Annotated in this window: 18 protein-coding genes and 1 tRNA gene; 6 read left to right on the top strand and 13 right to left on the bottom strand. The window is 64.9% G+C overall.

All coding sequences use genetic code 11. The features are described from left to right. Nucleotides 1-5: 5 nt before the first annotated feature. Complete coding sequence (locus tag J2S32_RS04100) at nucleotides 6-413, bottom strand: EVE domain-containing protein (protein ID WP_253516715.1); 408 nt, start codon at nucleotides 411-413, stop codon at nucleotides 6-8. 146 nt (nucleotides 414-559) lie between these two features. On the opposite strand from J2S32_RS04100, the gene J2S32_RS04105 reads away from it, so the two are divergent. The 5 genes from J2S32_RS04105 (at nucleotide 560) to J2S32_RS04125 (ending at nucleotide 5,937) form a co-directional block, all read left to right on the top strand. Continuing rightward, complete coding sequence (locus tag J2S32_RS04105; protein WP_253516718.1) at nucleotides 560-2,236, top strand: putative bifunctional diguanylate cyclase/phosphodiesterase; 1,677 nt, start codon at nucleotides 560-562, stop codon at nucleotides 2,234-2,236. A gap of 46 nt (nucleotides 2,237-2,282) precedes the next feature. Continuing rightward, on the top strand, nucleotides 2,283-3,092 hold the full coding sequence (gene dapF, locus J2S32_RS04110) for a diaminopimelate epimerase (protein ID WP_253516728.1): 810 nt from the start codon (nucleotides 2,283-2,285) through the stop codon (nucleotides 3,090-3,092). Continuing rightward, nucleotides 3,089-4,264: a MiaB/RimO family radical SAM methylthiotransferase gene (locus J2S32_RS04115; RefSeq protein ID WP_253516730.1), complete on the top strand. Its 1,176-nt coding sequence runs from the start codon at nucleotides 3,089-3,091 to the stop codon at nucleotides 4,262-4,264. The genes dapF and J2S32_RS04115 overlap by 4 nt, the downstream gene beginning before the upstream one ends. Continuing rightward, on the top strand, nucleotides 4,261-5,187 hold the full coding sequence (ftsY, locus tag J2S32_RS04120) for a signal recognition particle-docking protein FtsY (protein WP_253516733.1): 927 nt from the start codon (nucleotides 4,261-4,263) through the stop codon (nucleotides 5,185-5,187). Before J2S32_RS04115 ends, ftsY begins: the two co-directional genes overlap by 4 nt. Before the next feature lie 87 nt (nucleotides 5,188-5,274). Continuing rightward, on the top strand, nucleotides 5,275-5,937 hold the full coding sequence (locus tag J2S32_RS04125) for an inner membrane-spanning protein YciB (RefSeq protein ID WP_253522931.1): 663 nt from the start codon (nucleotides 5,275-5,277) through the stop codon (nucleotides 5,935-5,937). Between the two features lie 57 nt (nucleotides 5,938-5,994). On the opposite strand, the gene J2S32_RS04130 is transcribed toward J2S32_RS04125, so the two are convergent. The 10 genes from J2S32_RS04130 to J2S32_RS04175 all read right to left on the bottom strand — a co-directional run bounded on the left by J2S32_RS04130 (nucleotide 5,995) and on the right by J2S32_RS04175 (nucleotide 14,152). Beyond that, nucleotides 5,995-7,938, bottom strand: coding sequence for a potassium transporter Kup (locus tag J2S32_RS04130; protein ID WP_253516745.1), 1,944 nt, complete (start codon nucleotides 7,936-7,938; stop codon nucleotides 5,995-5,997). Between the two features lie 104 nt (nucleotides 7,939-8,042). Next, nucleotides 8,043-8,699, bottom strand: a complete 657-nt coding sequence (locus tag J2S32_RS04135; RefSeq protein ID WP_253516748.1) for a tetratricopeptide repeat protein — start codon at nucleotides 8,697-8,699, stop codon at nucleotides 8,043-8,045. Further along, on the bottom strand, nucleotides 8,696-9,103 hold the full coding sequence (locus tag J2S32_RS04140) for a cytochrome c-type biogenesis protein (protein WP_253516755.1): 408 nt from the start codon (nucleotides 9,101-9,103) through the stop codon (nucleotides 8,696-8,698). The genes J2S32_RS04135 and J2S32_RS04140 overlap by 4 nt, the downstream gene beginning before the upstream one ends. Next, complete coding sequence (locus J2S32_RS04145; protein ID WP_253516759.1) at nucleotides 9,100-9,624, bottom strand: DsbE family thiol:disulfide interchange protein; 525 nt, start codon at nucleotides 9,622-9,624, stop codon at nucleotides 9,100-9,102. Before J2S32_RS04145 ends, J2S32_RS04140 begins: the two co-directional genes overlap by 4 nt. Further along, nucleotides 9,621-11,576, bottom strand: a complete 1,956-nt coding sequence (locus J2S32_RS04150) for a heme lyase CcmF/NrfE family subunit (protein WP_253516762.1) — start codon at nucleotides 11,574-11,576, stop codon at nucleotides 9,621-9,623. The genes J2S32_RS04145 and J2S32_RS04150 overlap by 4 nt, the downstream gene beginning before the upstream one ends. Next, entirely contained in the window at nucleotides 11,573-12,043 is a 471-nt protein-coding gene (ccmE, locus tag J2S32_RS04155) for a cytochrome c maturation protein CcmE (protein ID WP_253516764.1), read from the bottom strand. Before ccmE ends, J2S32_RS04150 begins: the two co-directional genes overlap by 4 nt. After that, entirely contained in the window at nucleotides 12,040-12,180 is a 141-nt protein-coding gene (locus J2S32_RS04160; protein WP_253516766.1) for a hypothetical protein, read from the bottom strand. Before J2S32_RS04160 ends, ccmE begins: the two co-directional genes overlap by 4 nt. Then, nucleotides 12,180-12,902 (bottom strand): heme ABC transporter permease CcmC, encoded by a 723-nt coding sequence (gene ccmC, locus J2S32_RS04165; RefSeq protein ID WP_253516768.1) that lies wholly within the window; start codon nucleotides 12,900-12,902, stop codon nucleotides 12,180-12,182. Before ccmC ends, J2S32_RS04160 begins: the two co-directional genes overlap by 1 nt. Before the next feature lie 58 nt (nucleotides 12,903-12,960). Then, a complete protein-coding gene (locus J2S32_RS04170; protein WP_253516769.1) occupies nucleotides 12,961-14,025 on the bottom strand; it encodes a Leu/Phe/Val dehydrogenase in 1,065 nt (354 codons plus the stop codon). A 50-nt stretch (nucleotides 14,026-14,075) separates the two neighbouring features. Further along, nucleotides 14,076-14,152 (bottom strand) — tRNA-His (locus tag J2S32_RS04175). A 192-nt stretch (nucleotides 14,153-14,344) separates the two neighbouring features. On the opposite strand from J2S32_RS04175, the gene J2S32_RS04180 reads away from it, so the two are divergent. Beyond that, a complete protein-coding gene (locus J2S32_RS04180) occupies nucleotides 14,345-14,980 on the top strand; it encodes a prolyl hydroxylase family protein (RefSeq protein WP_253516772.1) in 636 nt (211 codons plus the stop codon). A gap of 85 nt (nucleotides 14,981-15,065) precedes the next feature. On the opposite strand, the gene rpmE is transcribed toward J2S32_RS04180, so the two are convergent. Together rpmE and fabZ are read right to left on the bottom strand one after the other, a co-directional pair. After that, on the bottom strand, nucleotides 15,066-15,293 hold the full coding sequence (gene rpmE, locus J2S32_RS04185; protein ID WP_253516775.1) for a 50S ribosomal protein L31: 228 nt from the start codon (nucleotides 15,291-15,293) through the stop codon (nucleotides 15,066-15,068). Between the two features lie 93 nt (nucleotides 15,294-15,386). Next, nucleotides 15,387-15,839, bottom strand: coding sequence for a 3-hydroxyacyl-ACP dehydratase FabZ (gene fabZ, locus J2S32_RS04190; protein ID WP_253516778.1), 453 nt, complete (start codon nucleotides 15,837-15,839; stop codon nucleotides 15,387-15,389). Nucleotides 15,840-15,855 lie beyond the last annotated feature (16 nt).

Consider the following 15,855-nt stretch of genomic DNA (forward strand, 5'->3'; position numbering starts at 1 on the left):
GGGGTCTATATCCCCGCCATCGCGCAGATCACCGACCATTCGTCGGGCTTGATTTCGGCCACCGACAGGCGCGAGAGCCGGACCAGTTCGCAATCCGCCAGCTTGGGTTCGGCCTTGATCTGCTTGAGCGTGACCGGATGCGGCAGCTTGGTTTTCGGCTTGACCTTCACCGCGGCCCATTTGCCTTCGGGATCGGTCGGGTCGGTAATTCCCGCCACGCTGACTTCGCAGATACCGACGATCTCGAGCCCTTCGCGCGAATGGTAGAAGAACGCCTGGTCGCCTACTTCCATCGCCGCGAGATTGTTCTTGGCCCGGTGGTTGCGCACCCCGTCCCACGTACCTTCCTTCTCGGCGATGAGATCGTCCCAGCCATATTTGAAGGGTTCGGATTTCAACAGCCAGTAACGCATCGGGGAACCTGCTCCGTCAATTTTGCTCGGGTTCGCAGCGGGTAGCGCGTGCAGCCCGCAGTGACCACCCACCGCAGTCCCCGGTTAACCTGTTTTTAGGCGGCCTTGCCTAAGCAAGCCCTGCAGCCACAACTCAGGGGGCGGGCTTGACCGCGAAAACTGCCAAGACACATGAGGATCGACGCACGCAAGCGGGCAGGAAACCTGCGCCTCGCGAACGTGATTTCGTCACTCTCGGGATCGCCTTTGCGGCGATTATCCTGTTCGTGGGGACGGCGGGCGTCGTCCTTCCTGACCTGATCAAGGCATGGACCGGCAAGGAGGCGTCGCCGGACACCGCATTAACCAATGCCCTGCTGCTCAATATCGCGCTGATCCTGCTCGGCTGGCAGCGCTACAAGGCGCTGTCCGACGAATTGGACACCCGCCGCGCATCCGAGGAAGAAGCGCGCCGTCTGGCCGATCTCGACCATCTGACCGGCTGCCATAACCGTCGCAGCTTCACCACCGCGCTGGGCGACCTGCTCAACGATCTTGAGCGGCGCGAACAGGCACTGGCGGCAATTGCCGTCGATCTCGACAATTTCAAACAGGTCAACGACCTTCACGGCCACCAGGCCGGCGACGAAGTTCTGCGCACGACCGCAGCGCGCATCCAGCGCCTGCTGCCCGATGGCGGGATCCTGGCGCGGCTTGGCGGTGACGAATTCGTCTGCGTCGTGCCCTATCACCCGCAGGTCCCCGATCGGGTCGACCAGCTTGCCACGCGGATGATCGAACAGGTCGCGCGGCCGGTTCCCTACGGGGATTCGCCGGTCGATGTGACCATGTCGATCGGCATCGCCTCGAGCACGCAGATCGAAGACATGCGCCACGGCACGACGTCGGCACAGAAGCTGATGCACAAGGCGGATATCGCGATGTATCACGCCAAGAAGCAGGGCAAGAACCGCTTCTACTGGTTCGAACCGCCGATGGAAAACGAGCTGCGCTTTCGCAACGAGCTCGAAGCGGGCATCCGCAAGGGCATCGCCAATGGCGAGTTCCGCCCCTATTACGAACAGCAGGTCGATCTTGAATCGGGCAAGCTGGTTGGCTTCGAAATGCTCGCCCGGTGGGAATCGCCCGAAATGGGCGTCGTCGGCCCTGATATCTTTATTCCGATCGCCGAGGAAATCGGCGTCATTGGCGAAATGAGCGAAGCGCTGATCGCGCGCGCTTTCGAAGACGCCAAGGAGTGGGATTCGCAGCTCACCCTGGCGGTCAATATCTCGCCTGTGCAGATGCGCGATCCGTGGTTCGCCCAGAAACTGCTCAAGCTGCTCGTGCGGCACAATTTCCCTGCCAATCGGCTGGATATCGAGATCACCGAAAGCTGCCTGCACGAAAATGTCGGCATGGTCCGCTCGATGATCAGCAGCCTGCGCAACCAGGGCGTCGGGGTCAGTCTCGACGACTTCGGCACGGGCTATTCGAGCCTGTCGCAGCTGCGCAGCCTGCCGTTCGACCGCCTCAAAATCGACCGCACCTTCATTTCCGAGCTCAAACAGGAAGAACATGGAGAAAAGCTGGTCGATGCGATCCTCGCGATGAGCGACGGACTCAAGTTGCCCGTGACCGCCGAAGGGATCGAGAACGAAGTCGTGCTCGAAGCGCTCAAGCGAATGGGCAAGATGAAGGGCCAGGGCTATCACTATGGTCGTCCCGAACCCGCTGGGCTGGTCCTCGAACGGCTGAGCCGGCAGGACCTGCTCGCCAAGGACAAGCTCGACAATGTCACCGAGGTCGATTTCACCGCGCAGGGTAGCAAGCGCGCCGGCTGACACGGCACTGGACGCTGCGGCGGCGAGTGCATAGATGCGCCGCACGATGCGTGTCGATTTCATCAAGATGCATGGACTGGGTAACGACTTCGTCGTGCTCGACGCCCGCACGCGTACCCTCCCCGCGATTGACGCGCCCGTTGCCCGCGCATTGGCCGACCGCCGCACCGGGATCGGCTGCGACCAGCTGATCCTGCTTGAGCCGAGCAAATCCGCCGACTTCCGCATGCGCATCTTCAATCAGGACGGCACCGAGGTCGGCGCCTGCGGCAATGCCAGCCGCGCAGTCGCGCTGCTCCATGGCGCTGGCGCCAGGGTGGAAACAGCGGGCGGCGTGATCGCGGTCGAACCCAGCGGCACTGGGGCCAGCGTCGACATGGGCGAACCGCGCTTCGACTGGGAGGCGATCCCGCTTGCCTATGGCATGGACACCGCCGTCATGCCGGTCGGCTGGGAGACCCTCGACCAACCCGGCGCGGTCAATGTCGGCAATCCGCATGTGATTTTCTTTGTCGAAGACACCGACGCGGTACCGCTCGAAACTTTCGGCCCGCAAATCGAAACCGATCCGTTGTTTCCCGAGCGCGTGAACGTCAATGTCGCGACAATCCTCGACCGCCAGCATATCCGCCTGCGCGTCTGGGAGCGCGGTGCCGGGATCACGCGCGCCTGCGGAACGGGTGCTTGCGCGACCGCCGTGCATGCCATGCGGCGCGGGCTGGCCGAACGCGAAGTGACCGTCACCCTGCCCGGCGGCGACCTCGTTATTGCTTGGGGCGACGACAATCGCATCCGCATGACCGGCCCCGCAGCGGAGGCCTATCGCGGCAGCTTCGAATGGGACGATTTCGCGTGAGCGAGGCGCAGGTTATCTCGCTCGGCTGCCGGTTGAACATTTCCGAAAGCGAACAGATCCGCGCGATGCTGGCGCAGGAACGCGACCTGGTGGTGATCAATAGCTGCGCAGTGACCAGCGAGGCGGTGCGCCAGACCCGGCAGGCGATCCGCCGCGCGCGGCGCGCCCATCCCGATGCGCGGCTGCTGGTGACCGGCTGCGCCGCCGATATCGAGCGCGACCAGCTTGCCGCTATGCCCGAGGTCGACGGTCTCGTCGCTAACACCGCCAAGCTCGATGCGCGCGCCTGGAACGTCCCCGCGGAAGCGCCCGCCATTCCGCAGGATCGCACCCGCGCCTTCATCGCGGTACAGAATGGCTGCGACCATGCCTGTACCTTCTGCGTCATTCCGCAAGGCCGCGGGCCCAGCCGATCGCTGACCATCGCGCAGGTGCTGGCCGAGGTCGAACGCCATCTCGACCATGGCGCCCCCGAAGTGGTCCTGACCGGCGTCGATGTGACCTCGTGGGGCCATGATCTGCCCGATACGCCGCCGCTGGGCGAGCTGGTCCGCGCGGTGCTCGACCGCTTCCCCGAGTTGGGTCGCCTGCGCATGTCCTCGCTCGACGGGATCGAGATCGACCCGCTGCTGTTCGATCTCTTCGCGGGCGAGGAGCGACTGATGCCACATCTGCACCTCTCGCTTCAACATGGGCACGACCTGATCCTCAAGCGCATGAAGCGGCGGCATCTGCGCGGCGATGCGATTGCGCTTGTATCCCGGCTGAAAGAGCGCCGCCCCGATATCGCCATCGGCGCAGACCTCATTGCGGGCTTCCCGACCGAGACCGAGGAGCATCACGCGGCCAACCTCGCGATCATCGAGGAGTTGCAGATCGTCCACGGGCATATCTTTCCCTATTCGCCCCGCCCCGGCACGCCCGCCGCGCGGATGCCGCAGGTCGAACGCGAAACCGTCAAACGCCGCGCCGCCGAATTGCGCACCCGTGCCAAGGCAACCCGCGACGCCTGGCTCGCGTCGCTCGTCGATAAGCCGCACAGTGTTCTCGCCGAGCGCGATACGACGGGCTACACCCCGCATTTCGCCCGTGTGGCCGTGCCCGAAGGCACACCCGCCGGGGCGATTGTCTCCGTGACGCCGACGCAAATCGAGAATGGCCTGCTGCAATGAATGACACATCGAGCTGGAGCGACCGGCTGTTCGGGGGCTTTCGCAAGACTTCCGAGAAACTGACGAGCAACCTCACCGAAGTCGTCGGCACGGCAAAACTCGACGATGCGACGCTCGACGATGTCGAGGATGCGCTGATCCTGTCGGACCTCGGCCCGGCGGCAGCCGCGCGGATCCGGACCAAGCTGACCGAAAAACGCTTCGGGCTGGAGATAACCGAGCGCGAGCTGAAAGAAGCCGTTGCCGAGGAAATCGCCGCGATCCTGCGCCCGGTGGCGAAACCGCTCGAGATTACCGCTTTCCCGCGCCCGCAGGTCCTGCTGGTGATCGGCGTCAACGGCAGCGGCAAGACCACCACCATCGCCAAGCTCGCGCATCTGTTCCAGGAAGACGACTACGCGGTCATGCTGGCGGCAGGCGATACCTTCCGCGCCGCTGCCATCGGCCAGCTGGCGACCTGGGCCGACCGCGTGGGCGTTCCCATCGTGCGTGGCCCCGAAGGCGGCGATCCGGCGAGTATCGTGTTCGACGCGGTCAAGAAGGCGACCGAGATCGGCACCGATGTTCTGATCGTCGACACCGCCGGACGGCTGCAGAACAAGCGCGAGCTCATGGATGAGCTGGCCAAGATCCGGAAGGTGCTCGGCCGTCTCAATCCCGAGGCCCCGCATGACGTGGTGCTCGTGCTCGACGCCACCAATGGCCAGAACGCGCTCAACCAGATCGACGTGTTCAAGGAAGTCGCGGGCGTCACCGGCCTGGTGATGACCAAGCTCGATGGCACCGCGCGCGGCGGGGTGCTGGTCCAGGCGGCCGAACAATACGGCCTGCCGATCCATGCGATCGGCGTGGGCGAGAAGATCGACGACCTGCGCCCGTTCGATCCCGACCTCGTGGCGCGCGTGATCGCGGGGGTCGCCTAGTTCAGCCCATCGTCATTGTGAGCAGGCGAAGGTGAACCCGATATTTCCGCGCGATTGCGCTGCACGTAACGACTGACTGAGAGAATGATGAGCGAGACCGACAGCAACACCGCGGCCAAGCCGAAACCCAAGACGGGCTGGCTCAACATTCTCGTCGATTATGGGCCGCTGCTGGTTTTCCTCGGCGTCTACAAGTTCTACCAGCCACCCGAAACCTCGACCTTCGGCGAGATCGCGGCGGTCATCTACGGCACGATCGCCTTCATGATCGCGGCCGTAGTGGCGCTGGTCTTCAGCAAGTTCAAATTCGGCCATGTGAGCCCCATGCTGATCCTCTCGACCGCGCTGATCGTCGGCTTTGGCGGGCTGACGATCTGGCTGCAGGACGAAAGGTTCATCCAGATCAAGCCGACGGCGATCTACCTGTTGTTCGCCGTGCTGCTGATCGGCGGCTGGCTCCGCGGCAAGGCGCTGCTGCAGATCCTGCTCGAGGCAGCCTTCGAAGGCCTCGACCGCGAGGGCTGGCTCAAGCTGTCCCGCAATTGGGGCATGTTCTTCTTCTTCATGGCCGCGCTGAACGAAGTCCTGCGGATGCAACTGGACTTCGAAAGCTGGCTGTGGGCGAAGCTATGGGTATTCATGCCGCTCAGCTTCCTGTTCACCTTCACCCAGCTCCCCATGCTGATGAAACACGGCCTGGCGCTGGAAGACCGTGACGAGGTGGTGAAAGACGAACCGCCGACTGCGTAACTGCACGGTTCAACCCAGTAGCACAGAGGGGCCGCCTTCAGGCCCTCCAAGCCGGTCCTAAATCTCGACCTGGCTCCCGAGTTCGACCACGCGGTTGGTCGGCAGGCGGAAGAAATCCATCGCGGTCGCGGCGTTGCGCAGCATCCAGGCGAAAATCTTCTCGCGCCAGATCGGCATGCCCGGCTTGTCGCTGGCGAGCAGCGTCTGGCGGCTGAGGAAGAAGCTGGTGTGCATCATGTCGAATTCGCCGCCGCAGCGGGACATTTCCTTCAGCCCCTGCGGGACGTTGGTTTCCTGCATGAAGCCGTAATGCAGCGTCGCCCGGTAGAAGCCGTCACCAAGGTCATGGATCTCGCACCTCTCGGTGGTGTCGACATAGGGCGCGTCCGCGATCAGCACGGTGAGGATCACCACGCGTTCGTGCAGCACCTTGTTGTGCTTGATATTGTGCAGCAGCGCGCTGGGCACGCCCGCAGTCTGGCTGGCCATGAAGATCGCCGTGCCGGGTACACGCGTCGCGGAATTCTTCGCGCTCTTGGCGAAAATCTCGATCGGCAGCGCGGTCTCGCTCATCCGGTCGCGCATCAGCTTGCGCCCGCGCGCCCAGGTGGTGAGCAGCGTAAAGGCGACGAGACCGACCACCAGCGGGAACCAGCCGCCGTCGGGCACCTTGGCCAGATTTGCGGCGAAGTAGGCCCCGTCGACGATCAGGAAGAACGCCACCACCGGTAGCGCAATGAACCATTTCCATTTCCACACGCCGACGAACAGCACGCCCATCAGCAGCGTGTCGATCGTCACCGCCCCGGTCACCGCGATGCCGTAAGCCGCCGCGAGATTGGAGGATGTCTGGAAGGTCAGCACCAGCAGGATGACCGCCACCATCAGCGACCAATTGACCACCGGAATGTAGATCTGTCCCGCCGCGGTCTCGCTGGTGTGACGGATCGACAGGCGCGGCATGAAGCCCAGCTGCATCGCCTGGTGGGTAATGCTGAACGCACCCGAGATCACCGCCTGGCTGGCGATAAAGGTCGCAACCGTGGCGAGGATGACCAGCGGCAGGCGCCATTCCTCGCCCGCCAGCAAGAAGAAGGGATTGCGCACCACTTCGGCGGCCTGTTCGGGCGGCAGGCCGGCGATCATTGCGCCCTGTCCGAAATAGTTGAGCAGCAGGCACGGCATGACGAAGCCGAACCAGCTCAGCCGCATCGGCCCGCGCCCGAAATGGCCCATGTCCGAATAGAGCGCTTCCGAACCGGTCACCGCGAGCACCACGGCCCCCAGCGCGAAAAAGGCCACTGCACCGTCGGTGACAAAGAACATTACCGCATAATAGGGATTGAGCGCCCACAGAATGTCGGGATTGAGGATGATCTGGTTGAGGCCGAGCCCCGCGATGGTCACGAAATAGACGATCATCACCGGCGCAAACAGCGCGCCGACCTTGGCCGTACCGCGGCTTTGCAGCAGGAACAGGCACACCAGCAGCACCAGCGCGATGGGGATCACCAGCGGATTGAGCCGCTGGTCGACCACCGTCAGGCCCTCGACCGCGGACAGGACCGAGATGGCCGGCGTGATCATGCTGTCGCCGTAGAACAGCGAGGTTGCGAAGACCCCCAGCAGCACGACCAGCCAGCCATAGCTCGACTTGCCGATATGGCGGCTGAGCAAGGCGACCAGCGCAAGGCTGCCGCCCTGCCCCTTATTGTCCGCACGCATCAGGATGGTGACATACTGGATCGCCACGACGACCAGCATCGACCAGAAAATCAGGCTGACCACACCAAGCACATGCAGGCGGTCGATAGCGATGCTCGCGGCCCCGGCGAACGTTTCGCGAAAAGCATAGAGCGGGCTGGTCCCGATATCGCCGAAGACGACACCGATCGCCCCCACCGCCAACGCAGTGCGCGAGCCGCCGTGGCCGTGGCCACCCTGCTCGGTTACGGGAGGCACGCCATCCTGCTGGAGCGGCGCAGAAGCGGTATCATTCATGCGGGATTGGGTTCCGACAACATCGTGTCACATGGCCTGCTTGGCGAAGTCGCGGCGATTAGCAGCAAGGCTTCGCACTCGCAACAAATCGCGCATCGCATTGATTATTTTTCGCTTTGTTGGGCAGCGGATGGCTCTGCAACACCCAACATCGTCTCCAGCCGGTCGAGTCGCGCGGCCAGCGGTGCCCGCCACTCGGCATTTTCGGGCGCCGCTTCGAGCAGTTCGCGCCACAGCGCGAGCGTGCGGCCCGGCTCCCCTGCCCGCAGGAATGCCAGCCCGAGGAAGTAGGTCGGCGCGGGATTATCGGGCGCAGCCTGCTCGCCGCGCGAATAGGCGAACAGCGCCGCCGCAGTCAGCTGGCCATCGGCATGTTCCACCAGCGCATTGCCCAGCGCCACCCAGGCCTCGCCGTCATTCGGGTTCTCCGCCACCGCATTGCGCAGGAAATTCGCCGCCTGGTCGTGCTGGCCGCGCCGGGTGAAGGCGTCGGCAGTGACCACGAAGCGCGAGGGCAGCCTACCCGCCGGATAGAATTCGCGCCGCGCCTCGACCATCAATTCGCCGGTCTGCGCGGCATTGTCGGTCACCGGAGTGGCGGGCGCGCCGGCCTGTCCCGGGTGGCCCTGCAACGCGTAGCCCGCGAGCCCGAACAGCAGCGCCGATCCGAACAGCATCCACAGGCTGCGCGGCAGCTTGAGCAGGACGACCGCGAGGCCGAAGACCAGCGCCGCAAGAACAATGATCGGCAACCAGCTCATGCGCGCCCCCGGAACCGGCGCAGCAGCACCGCGCCCGCGCCCAGTATTAGCAGCAGCGGGATGGCGAAGAGCGGCCAGGTCGTAGCGCTCACCTCGGGTTTGTAGCTGACATAATCGCCATAGCGCTGCATCAGCCAGCTGCGAATGTCGCCGGGGCTTTCACCCGCCGCGATGCGGATCCGCACCTGGTGGCGCATGTCGCCCGCCATGGGGGCGTCGCTATCGGCAATCGACTGCGACTGGCACTTGAGGCAGCGCAGCGTCTCCATCAGTTCCTGCGCGGCCTGTTCCTGCGCGGGATCGTCGAGCTGGCGATAGGCATAGGGTGCGGGCGGCATGCTTTGCTGCGCGGTAGCCGGCAGCGCGAACGCGAGCACCAGGGCGGCAAGAAAGGCGCGGATCATCGGGCCTGCTCTAGCTGTTCGAGCAACAAAGGTACGTCGCTCGCACGGACATCGCCGATATGCTGGTAGCGGATCACGCCCTCGCCATCGATCACGAAGGTTTCGGGCACGCCGGAAGAGCCGATCGCCAATTGGACTTCGGACAGGTCGTCGCGCCCGATGCGGCTGTAGGGATTGCCGTGCTGCGCGAGGAACCGGGCGATGTCTTCGGGCCGGTCGCGGATCGCGACGCCGACGATCTCCACGCCCTGCCGCTCGAGGCTTTCGAGATGCGGCGCTTCGGCGATGCAGGGCAGACACCAGCTTGCCCAGATATTGAGCAGGCGCGGCCGGCCATCGGCGAAGGTTGCGTTGGATACCCCTTCGATCCCGTCCATGGCCGGCGGAAGGTCGAAATAGGGCAATTCTTCGCCGACCATGCCGCTGGCGACGAATTCGTCCTTGGGCTGCGTCAGCTGATAGGCCGCGAGGCCGATGAACAGCGCAAACAGGAACAGCGGGACCCACAGACGCCAGCTCATGCGAGCGCCTCCCGGTCCGCGCGGCGTTCGGCAATGCGCATCGCGAGGCGGCGATGCCTCAGATCGCTCAGCAGCCGGCCGAGCAAGGCCAGCACGCCGCCCAGCGCCACCAATAGGCCGCCGTACCAGATCAGCGGGACGAAGGGCTTCCACCACAGTCGGACCTGCCACCGCCCGTCGGGTGCGCGGTCGCCGATCACTGCATAAAGCTGGCCGTTCCACCGCGTGACAAGCGCGCTTTCGGTGGTCTGCTGCGGCGGGGCCCAGAAATTACGCGATTGCGGGGTGAGGATATGCGGTTCGCCGCCATCATAGCTTGCCGCAAGCCGCCCCTGGATCGCGGTCCAGTTGGGACCCGCAACCGGCTCGACGCCCTGCAAGACGATCGTCCACGGGCCAACGGTGGCGCTGCCGCCTTCGGCCACGGCGGCGAGCCGTTCCTTGGTGAAGGCGCTTTCGCTCGCCATGCCGATCAGCGCCACCGCGATACCGAAATGGGCGACTACCATGCCCCATGTCGCAAGCGGGGTGCGGCCCAGCTTGCGGCGGCGCAGGGGCAGCAGGCTGGCGACCGCCAGTCCCAGCCCGAAGGCGAGCCCGAGCAGCGGCAACAGCGCGATCTCCGCGAGCAGGCCGAACAGGACCAGCCCCGCGAGCACCAGCGCGGCGAACAGTGCCACTTCGCGGCCGATCCGGTCGATCCGGTCCTGCCGCCAGCGCAGCAGCGGCCCGACCGCCATGACCGCGAGCATGGGGATGACGAAGATCGCCCCGACGGGATTGAAATAGGGCGGCCCGACCGACACGCGCACATCGAATGCCTCGGTCAGCAGCGGGTAGAGCGTACCCAGCAGCACGATGGCCAGGATGGCGCTGAGCATGACGTTGTTGAACACCAGCGCGCCTTCGCGGCTGGCCAGCGCGAACCGCTCGCCCTCGCTGATCGTATTGGCGCGCAGCGCGAACAGCAGCAGCGCCCCGCCGATGAAAATACCGAGCAGGACGAGGATGAAGGTCCCCCGCTCCGGATCGACCGCAAAGGCGTGCACGCTGGTCAGGATGCCCGACCGCACGAGGAAGGTCCCCACCATGCTCATCGAGAAGGCGACCACGCCCAGCATGATCGTCCAGGTGCGCAGCGCGTCGCGGCTAGCGAGAACGCTCGCCGAATGGAGCAAGGCAGTCGCCGCGAGCCAGGGCATGAGCGAGGCGTTCTCGACCGGATCCCAGAACCACCAGCCGCCCCAGCCGAGCTCGTAATAGGCCCAGTAACTGCCCGCGGTGATGCCCACTGTCAGCATGACCCACGCGCCCAGCACCCACGGCCGCATCGCGCGCGCGAAATCGGGGGTTACCTGCCGCGTCAGCAGCGCCCCCACGGCGAAACTGAAGGCGACCGACAGGCCGACATAGCCGAGGTAGAGCGTGGGGGGATGAAAGGCGAGACCGATGTCCTGCAGCAGCGGATTGAGCCCCATCCCCTCCGCAGCGGGGGTTGGCAGGCGTTCGAAGGGATTCGAACTGAGCAGCAGGAAGGCGTAAAATCCCAGCGAGACCACACCCTGTGCGGCCAGCGTGGCATTCATCGTGCGCTCGGGCAGACGCCGCTCGACCAGCGCGATCAGGGCACCGGCCAGACCCATCACGGTCACCCACAGCAGCATCGAGCCCTCGTGATTGCCCCATGTGCCCGACAGCTTGAACACCAGCGGTTTCATCGAATGCGAATTGGAAGCCACCAGCTTGACCGAGAGATCGGTGACCGCAAACAGCCACACCAGCATCGCGAAGGAGAACGCGACGAGCACACCCTGAACGATCGCCGCGGGGCGAATCAGCCCGGCCAGTTCGCTCGCCCCGTCATTGCGCACCGCCATGAAGCCGACGGCCATCTGCAGCGCGGCCAGGGCAGCGGCGAGCCACAGGGCGGCAAGACCCAGTTCGGCGATCATTCCAGCCCGACCGTCGTTTCCTCGGCCATCTGCGCGGCCTGGTGCTGTTCCATGTCCTGCAATTCGCGCGGCACGTAATTCTCGTCATGCTTGGCGAGGAGATTGTCGGCGATGAATATCCCGCCGGACCCCAGCCGCCCTTCCGCGACCACCCCCGAACCTTCGACGAACAGGTCGGGCGCGATACCGCTGAAGCGGACCGGCACGCGCGACCCGTCATTTCCCGTGACGGCGAAGGTCAGCGTGACCCCGTCGGCCGCGGTTTCGAGCGATCCTTGCTCGACCATGCCGCCCAAGCGCACGGCCTGACCGATCTCGGGCGGGTTGGCGAGCATCTGCTCGGGCAGGTAGAAATAGCTCGCCTGGTTGCGCAATGCATAGGCCGCGAGCAAGCCCGCCCCGACCAGCGCCACGAGCGCGAGGACGACCAGCACGAGCCGCTGGTGCTTGGGTTTGGGCGCGTTCATTTCCGGCGGCTTTCCTCACGGCGCTTCTCGGCGCGTTTCATGTCGAGCCATGCCCAGCCGACCATCGCCAGCGTGCCGATCACGCCCACTGCATAGGCGGCGACGACGAAGGTCCATTGATCGAGTGCTTCGCGCATCAGGCGGCTTCCATCGCGCGGCGGCGCAGGCGCGCCTCGGCCTGCACGTCGGCGAGCAGCGCGCGCATGCGCGCAAGTAGGACGCCGCCGAACAACAGCGAGAAGCCGGCCACCGCCACAAGCAGCGGCACGAAGAATTCGGCGTCGATCGCGCTCTTGCCCAGCGTGATGCTGGGGGGCTGGTGGAGCGAATTCCACCACACCACGCTGCGATTGATGATCGGGATGTTGATCGCGCCGAGCAGGCCGAAAATGGCCGGAATGCGCGGCGAAACACCTTCGCGTTCGGCGGCCTGCGCCAGCGCGATATAGGCGAGATAGAGGAAGGCGAGCACCAGCATGCTGGTCAGCCGCCCGTCCCACACCCACCAGGTCCCCCAGGTCGGGCGTCCCCAGATGGATCCGGTGGCGAGACAGATGATCGTGAAGACGAGGCCGGGCAATGCCGCAGCGCGCGCGGCCAGCGCGGCGAGCGGATGGCGCCAGACGAGGAATACGAGGCTTGCCACGGCGATCGCGGCCCAGCCGCCCATCCCCAGCCATGCGGCCGGGACATGCAGGAACAGGATGCGCACGGTCTCACCCATCAGGCGGTCGGGAGGCACCTGGAACAGGCCCCAATAGAGCGCGGCCGCGCTCACCACCAGGCCGCCGACCAGCAGCAGCGGGGTCAGCGGGTTGGCGAGCGCGAGGAAGCGCTTGGGATTGGCGAAGCCATGCATCGAATATACCGTCCGGCACCGCTTTGGCAGCGCGCCACCGGCCTCGCAAGGCCGCAGTTCAGCGGCCAATCAGTTCCTGTGCCATGCGATCGGCAACCTGGTCGGGCGAGACCCCCGTCTGGTCGCTTTCCTGCCAGATCTGTTCGAGCCGTCCGGGGATCAGCGCGATACGCTTGCGGACCTCGTTGATGTCGCACGGCGTCTTGTCCCGGCGACAGAGATATTCGAGCGTTACCGAGATGATCCCGCCGGCATTGATCACATAGTCGGGAGCATAGAGAATGCCGCGTTCGGCCAGCATCGGGCCATGTTCCGGGCGCTTGATCTGGTTGTTCGCACCGCCCGCCACGATCTGGCAATCGAGCCGCGCGATACCCTCGTCGTCGAGGATTGCGCCCAGCGCGTTGGGGCTGAAAACATCGCAGGAAACCGACATGATCGCATCGGCTGCAGCGGTGTCCGCACCGAGTTCGGCGGCGAGCGCTTCTGCGCGACCCGCGTCGATATCGGAAAGCGTCAGCCTGGCCCCATCGCGCGCCAGCAGGCGGGCAACCCCGCCGCCGACACTGCCCGTGCCCTGCAGCGCGACATGCACGCCTTCGATACTGTCCTTGCCGAGCTTGTGCCGCACCGCGGCCTTGATGCCGAGGAAAATACCGAGCGCAGTGAACGGGCCCGGATCGCCGCCCGCGGCGTCCTCGCCCTCGACCGGGAGGCCCGAGACATATTGCGTGCGCTGCGCCACCGCAGCCATGTCGGCTTCGGAAATGCCGACATCTTCGGCGGTGACGTACTGGCCGTTAAGCCGCTCCACCGCATCGGCGAAGGCCGCCAGCATTTCGGGCGTTTTGGCGGTGTCCTTCTGAGCCAGGATCACGGCCTTGCCCCCACCCATCGGCAGGCCTGCCATGGCGTTCTTGTAGCTCATCCCGCGCGACAGGCGCAGCGCATCGCGCATGGCATCGGCGGGTTCGGCATAATGCCAGAAGCGGGTGCCGCCGGCACCGGGACCGAGATGGGTCGAATGGAGCGCGATGATGGCGGTCAGGCCGCTTTTCGCATCGCGGACCACCTCGACCAGTTCATGGTCGTCGAAATCCGCTTCGGTCCAGAATGCCGTCATGCAGCGAGTCCCCAAAATGCTCTGATGGACGGCCATGATGGGGGAGAATATGGGGCGATCGACGGGGTTCGAACCCGCGACCTCCGGTACCACAAACCGGCGCTCTAACCAACTGAGCTACGATCGCCACATGCCCCCGGAACCGCCCGGGAAAGGGGGGCTGTTACGCATGAGCGGGACAGCGTCAAGCCGCCTGCGCAACGGCGCGTGCCTGTTGCACAATGAAGCCGAATAGGGAAGCGAAAATCGCAACCGCCGCAGCTGTGCGCAATTTTCTTTCGCGGTTGAAGCGCGTTGCGCGCGCGCTATCGTAAAAGTGATGACGGGACCGGGCGAATCTTCGAGCGAGATGCTGCTGGCGCGCGAGGGCATGCAACGCGTGCCGAGCGACAAGATCGAGCTGTTCCAGCTGCGCGATTTCGTCCCCCTCGACCTGCGTGCCGGATTGATCCGCCTGATCGAGCAGGACCGGCGGCCCTCGACGCTCGCCGATGCTGGCGACGACCGCTATTTCCGCACCAGCGAAACCTGTGACCTCGATACGACTGAACCTGCCGTCCAGGCACTCGAAGACTTGCTGTTCGAACTCAACGGGATCGACCCGGCGCATGGCGAACCGCTGCAGGGCCAGCGCTATGACGTGGGGCAGGAGTTCAAACCGCATTGCGACTATTTCAATCGCGGCGGAGCCGACTGGGCGACCTATTGCTCGGTCGCGGGCCAGCGGACCTGGACCTTCATGATCTATCTGAATGATGTCGAAGGCGGCGGTGCGACCCGCTTCAAGGCGGTCGGCAAGACCTTCCAGCCCGAGGCGGGGAAGCTGGTCTGCTGGAACAACCGGCGCCCCGACCTGCGCGAAAACCCTAATACGCTCCATCACGGGATGAAGGTGCGCAAGGGGATCAAATATGTGATCACCAAATGGTACCGCGAGAAGCCCTGGGGCTGGTGACGCGTTCGGCACGCGGCGTTTGCACAACGAGAAAGGGCGGCCCCAGCGGGACCGCCCTTGCGTAAATTCTTGGGGTTGGCTGCGTTCAGCCCTTCTTGAGCGACAGGCCGCCGAAGCGCTTGTTGAAGGCTGCGACGCGGCCGCCTTCCTGGATCTGCTTGGTGCCACCGGTCCATGCCGGATGGCTGGTCGGATCGATGTCGAGCGTCAGCGTTTCGCCCTCGTTGCCCCAGGTGGAGCGCGTCTGGAATTCGGTACCATCGGTCATCTTGACCGTGATCATGTGGTAATCGGGGTGACCTGCGGCCTTCATGATAAACGTCCTTCTAGCATCGGAACGGTTCCGACCGGTCCAGCTGTTATGGGAAAGGCGCGCGCATAGCGGCGAGCGCCCGAATTGACAACCCTATTCGGGCCCGTCGGCAATCATCGCGGTGAATTGCACTTCGCAGGTCACCTTGCCATCCACGCTCGCCTTGCCGGCGAACTTGCAGACCTTGGCGCGCTTCTGCACGAATTCGGCCTTGAGATCGAGCAGCACGCCCGGAGTCACGGGCGCGCGGAACTTGGCGTTCTCGATCGCCATGAAATAGACCAGCTTGCCCGAGTCCGCGAGACCGAGGCTCTCCACCGCGAGCACGCCCGCGGCCTGCGCCAGCGCCTCGATCTGGAGAACGCCGGGCATGATCGGCGCGCCGGGGAAATGGCCCTGGAAGAAATCCTCGTTGAAGCTGACCGCCTTGACCGCGTGGATACGCTCGTCGGCGACCAGTTCCTGCACCCGGTCGACGAGCAGCAGGGGATAGCGATGCGGCAGGCGCTTCAGCACCCCGACGATGTCGAAACCGGTCTCGCTCATCACCCTGCCCCTCTTG

Source organism: Qipengyuania citrea, assembly GCF_024171405.1.
Lineage (GTDB): Bacteria > Pseudomonadota > Alphaproteobacteria > Sphingomonadales > Sphingomonadaceae > Qipengyuania > Qipengyuania profunda.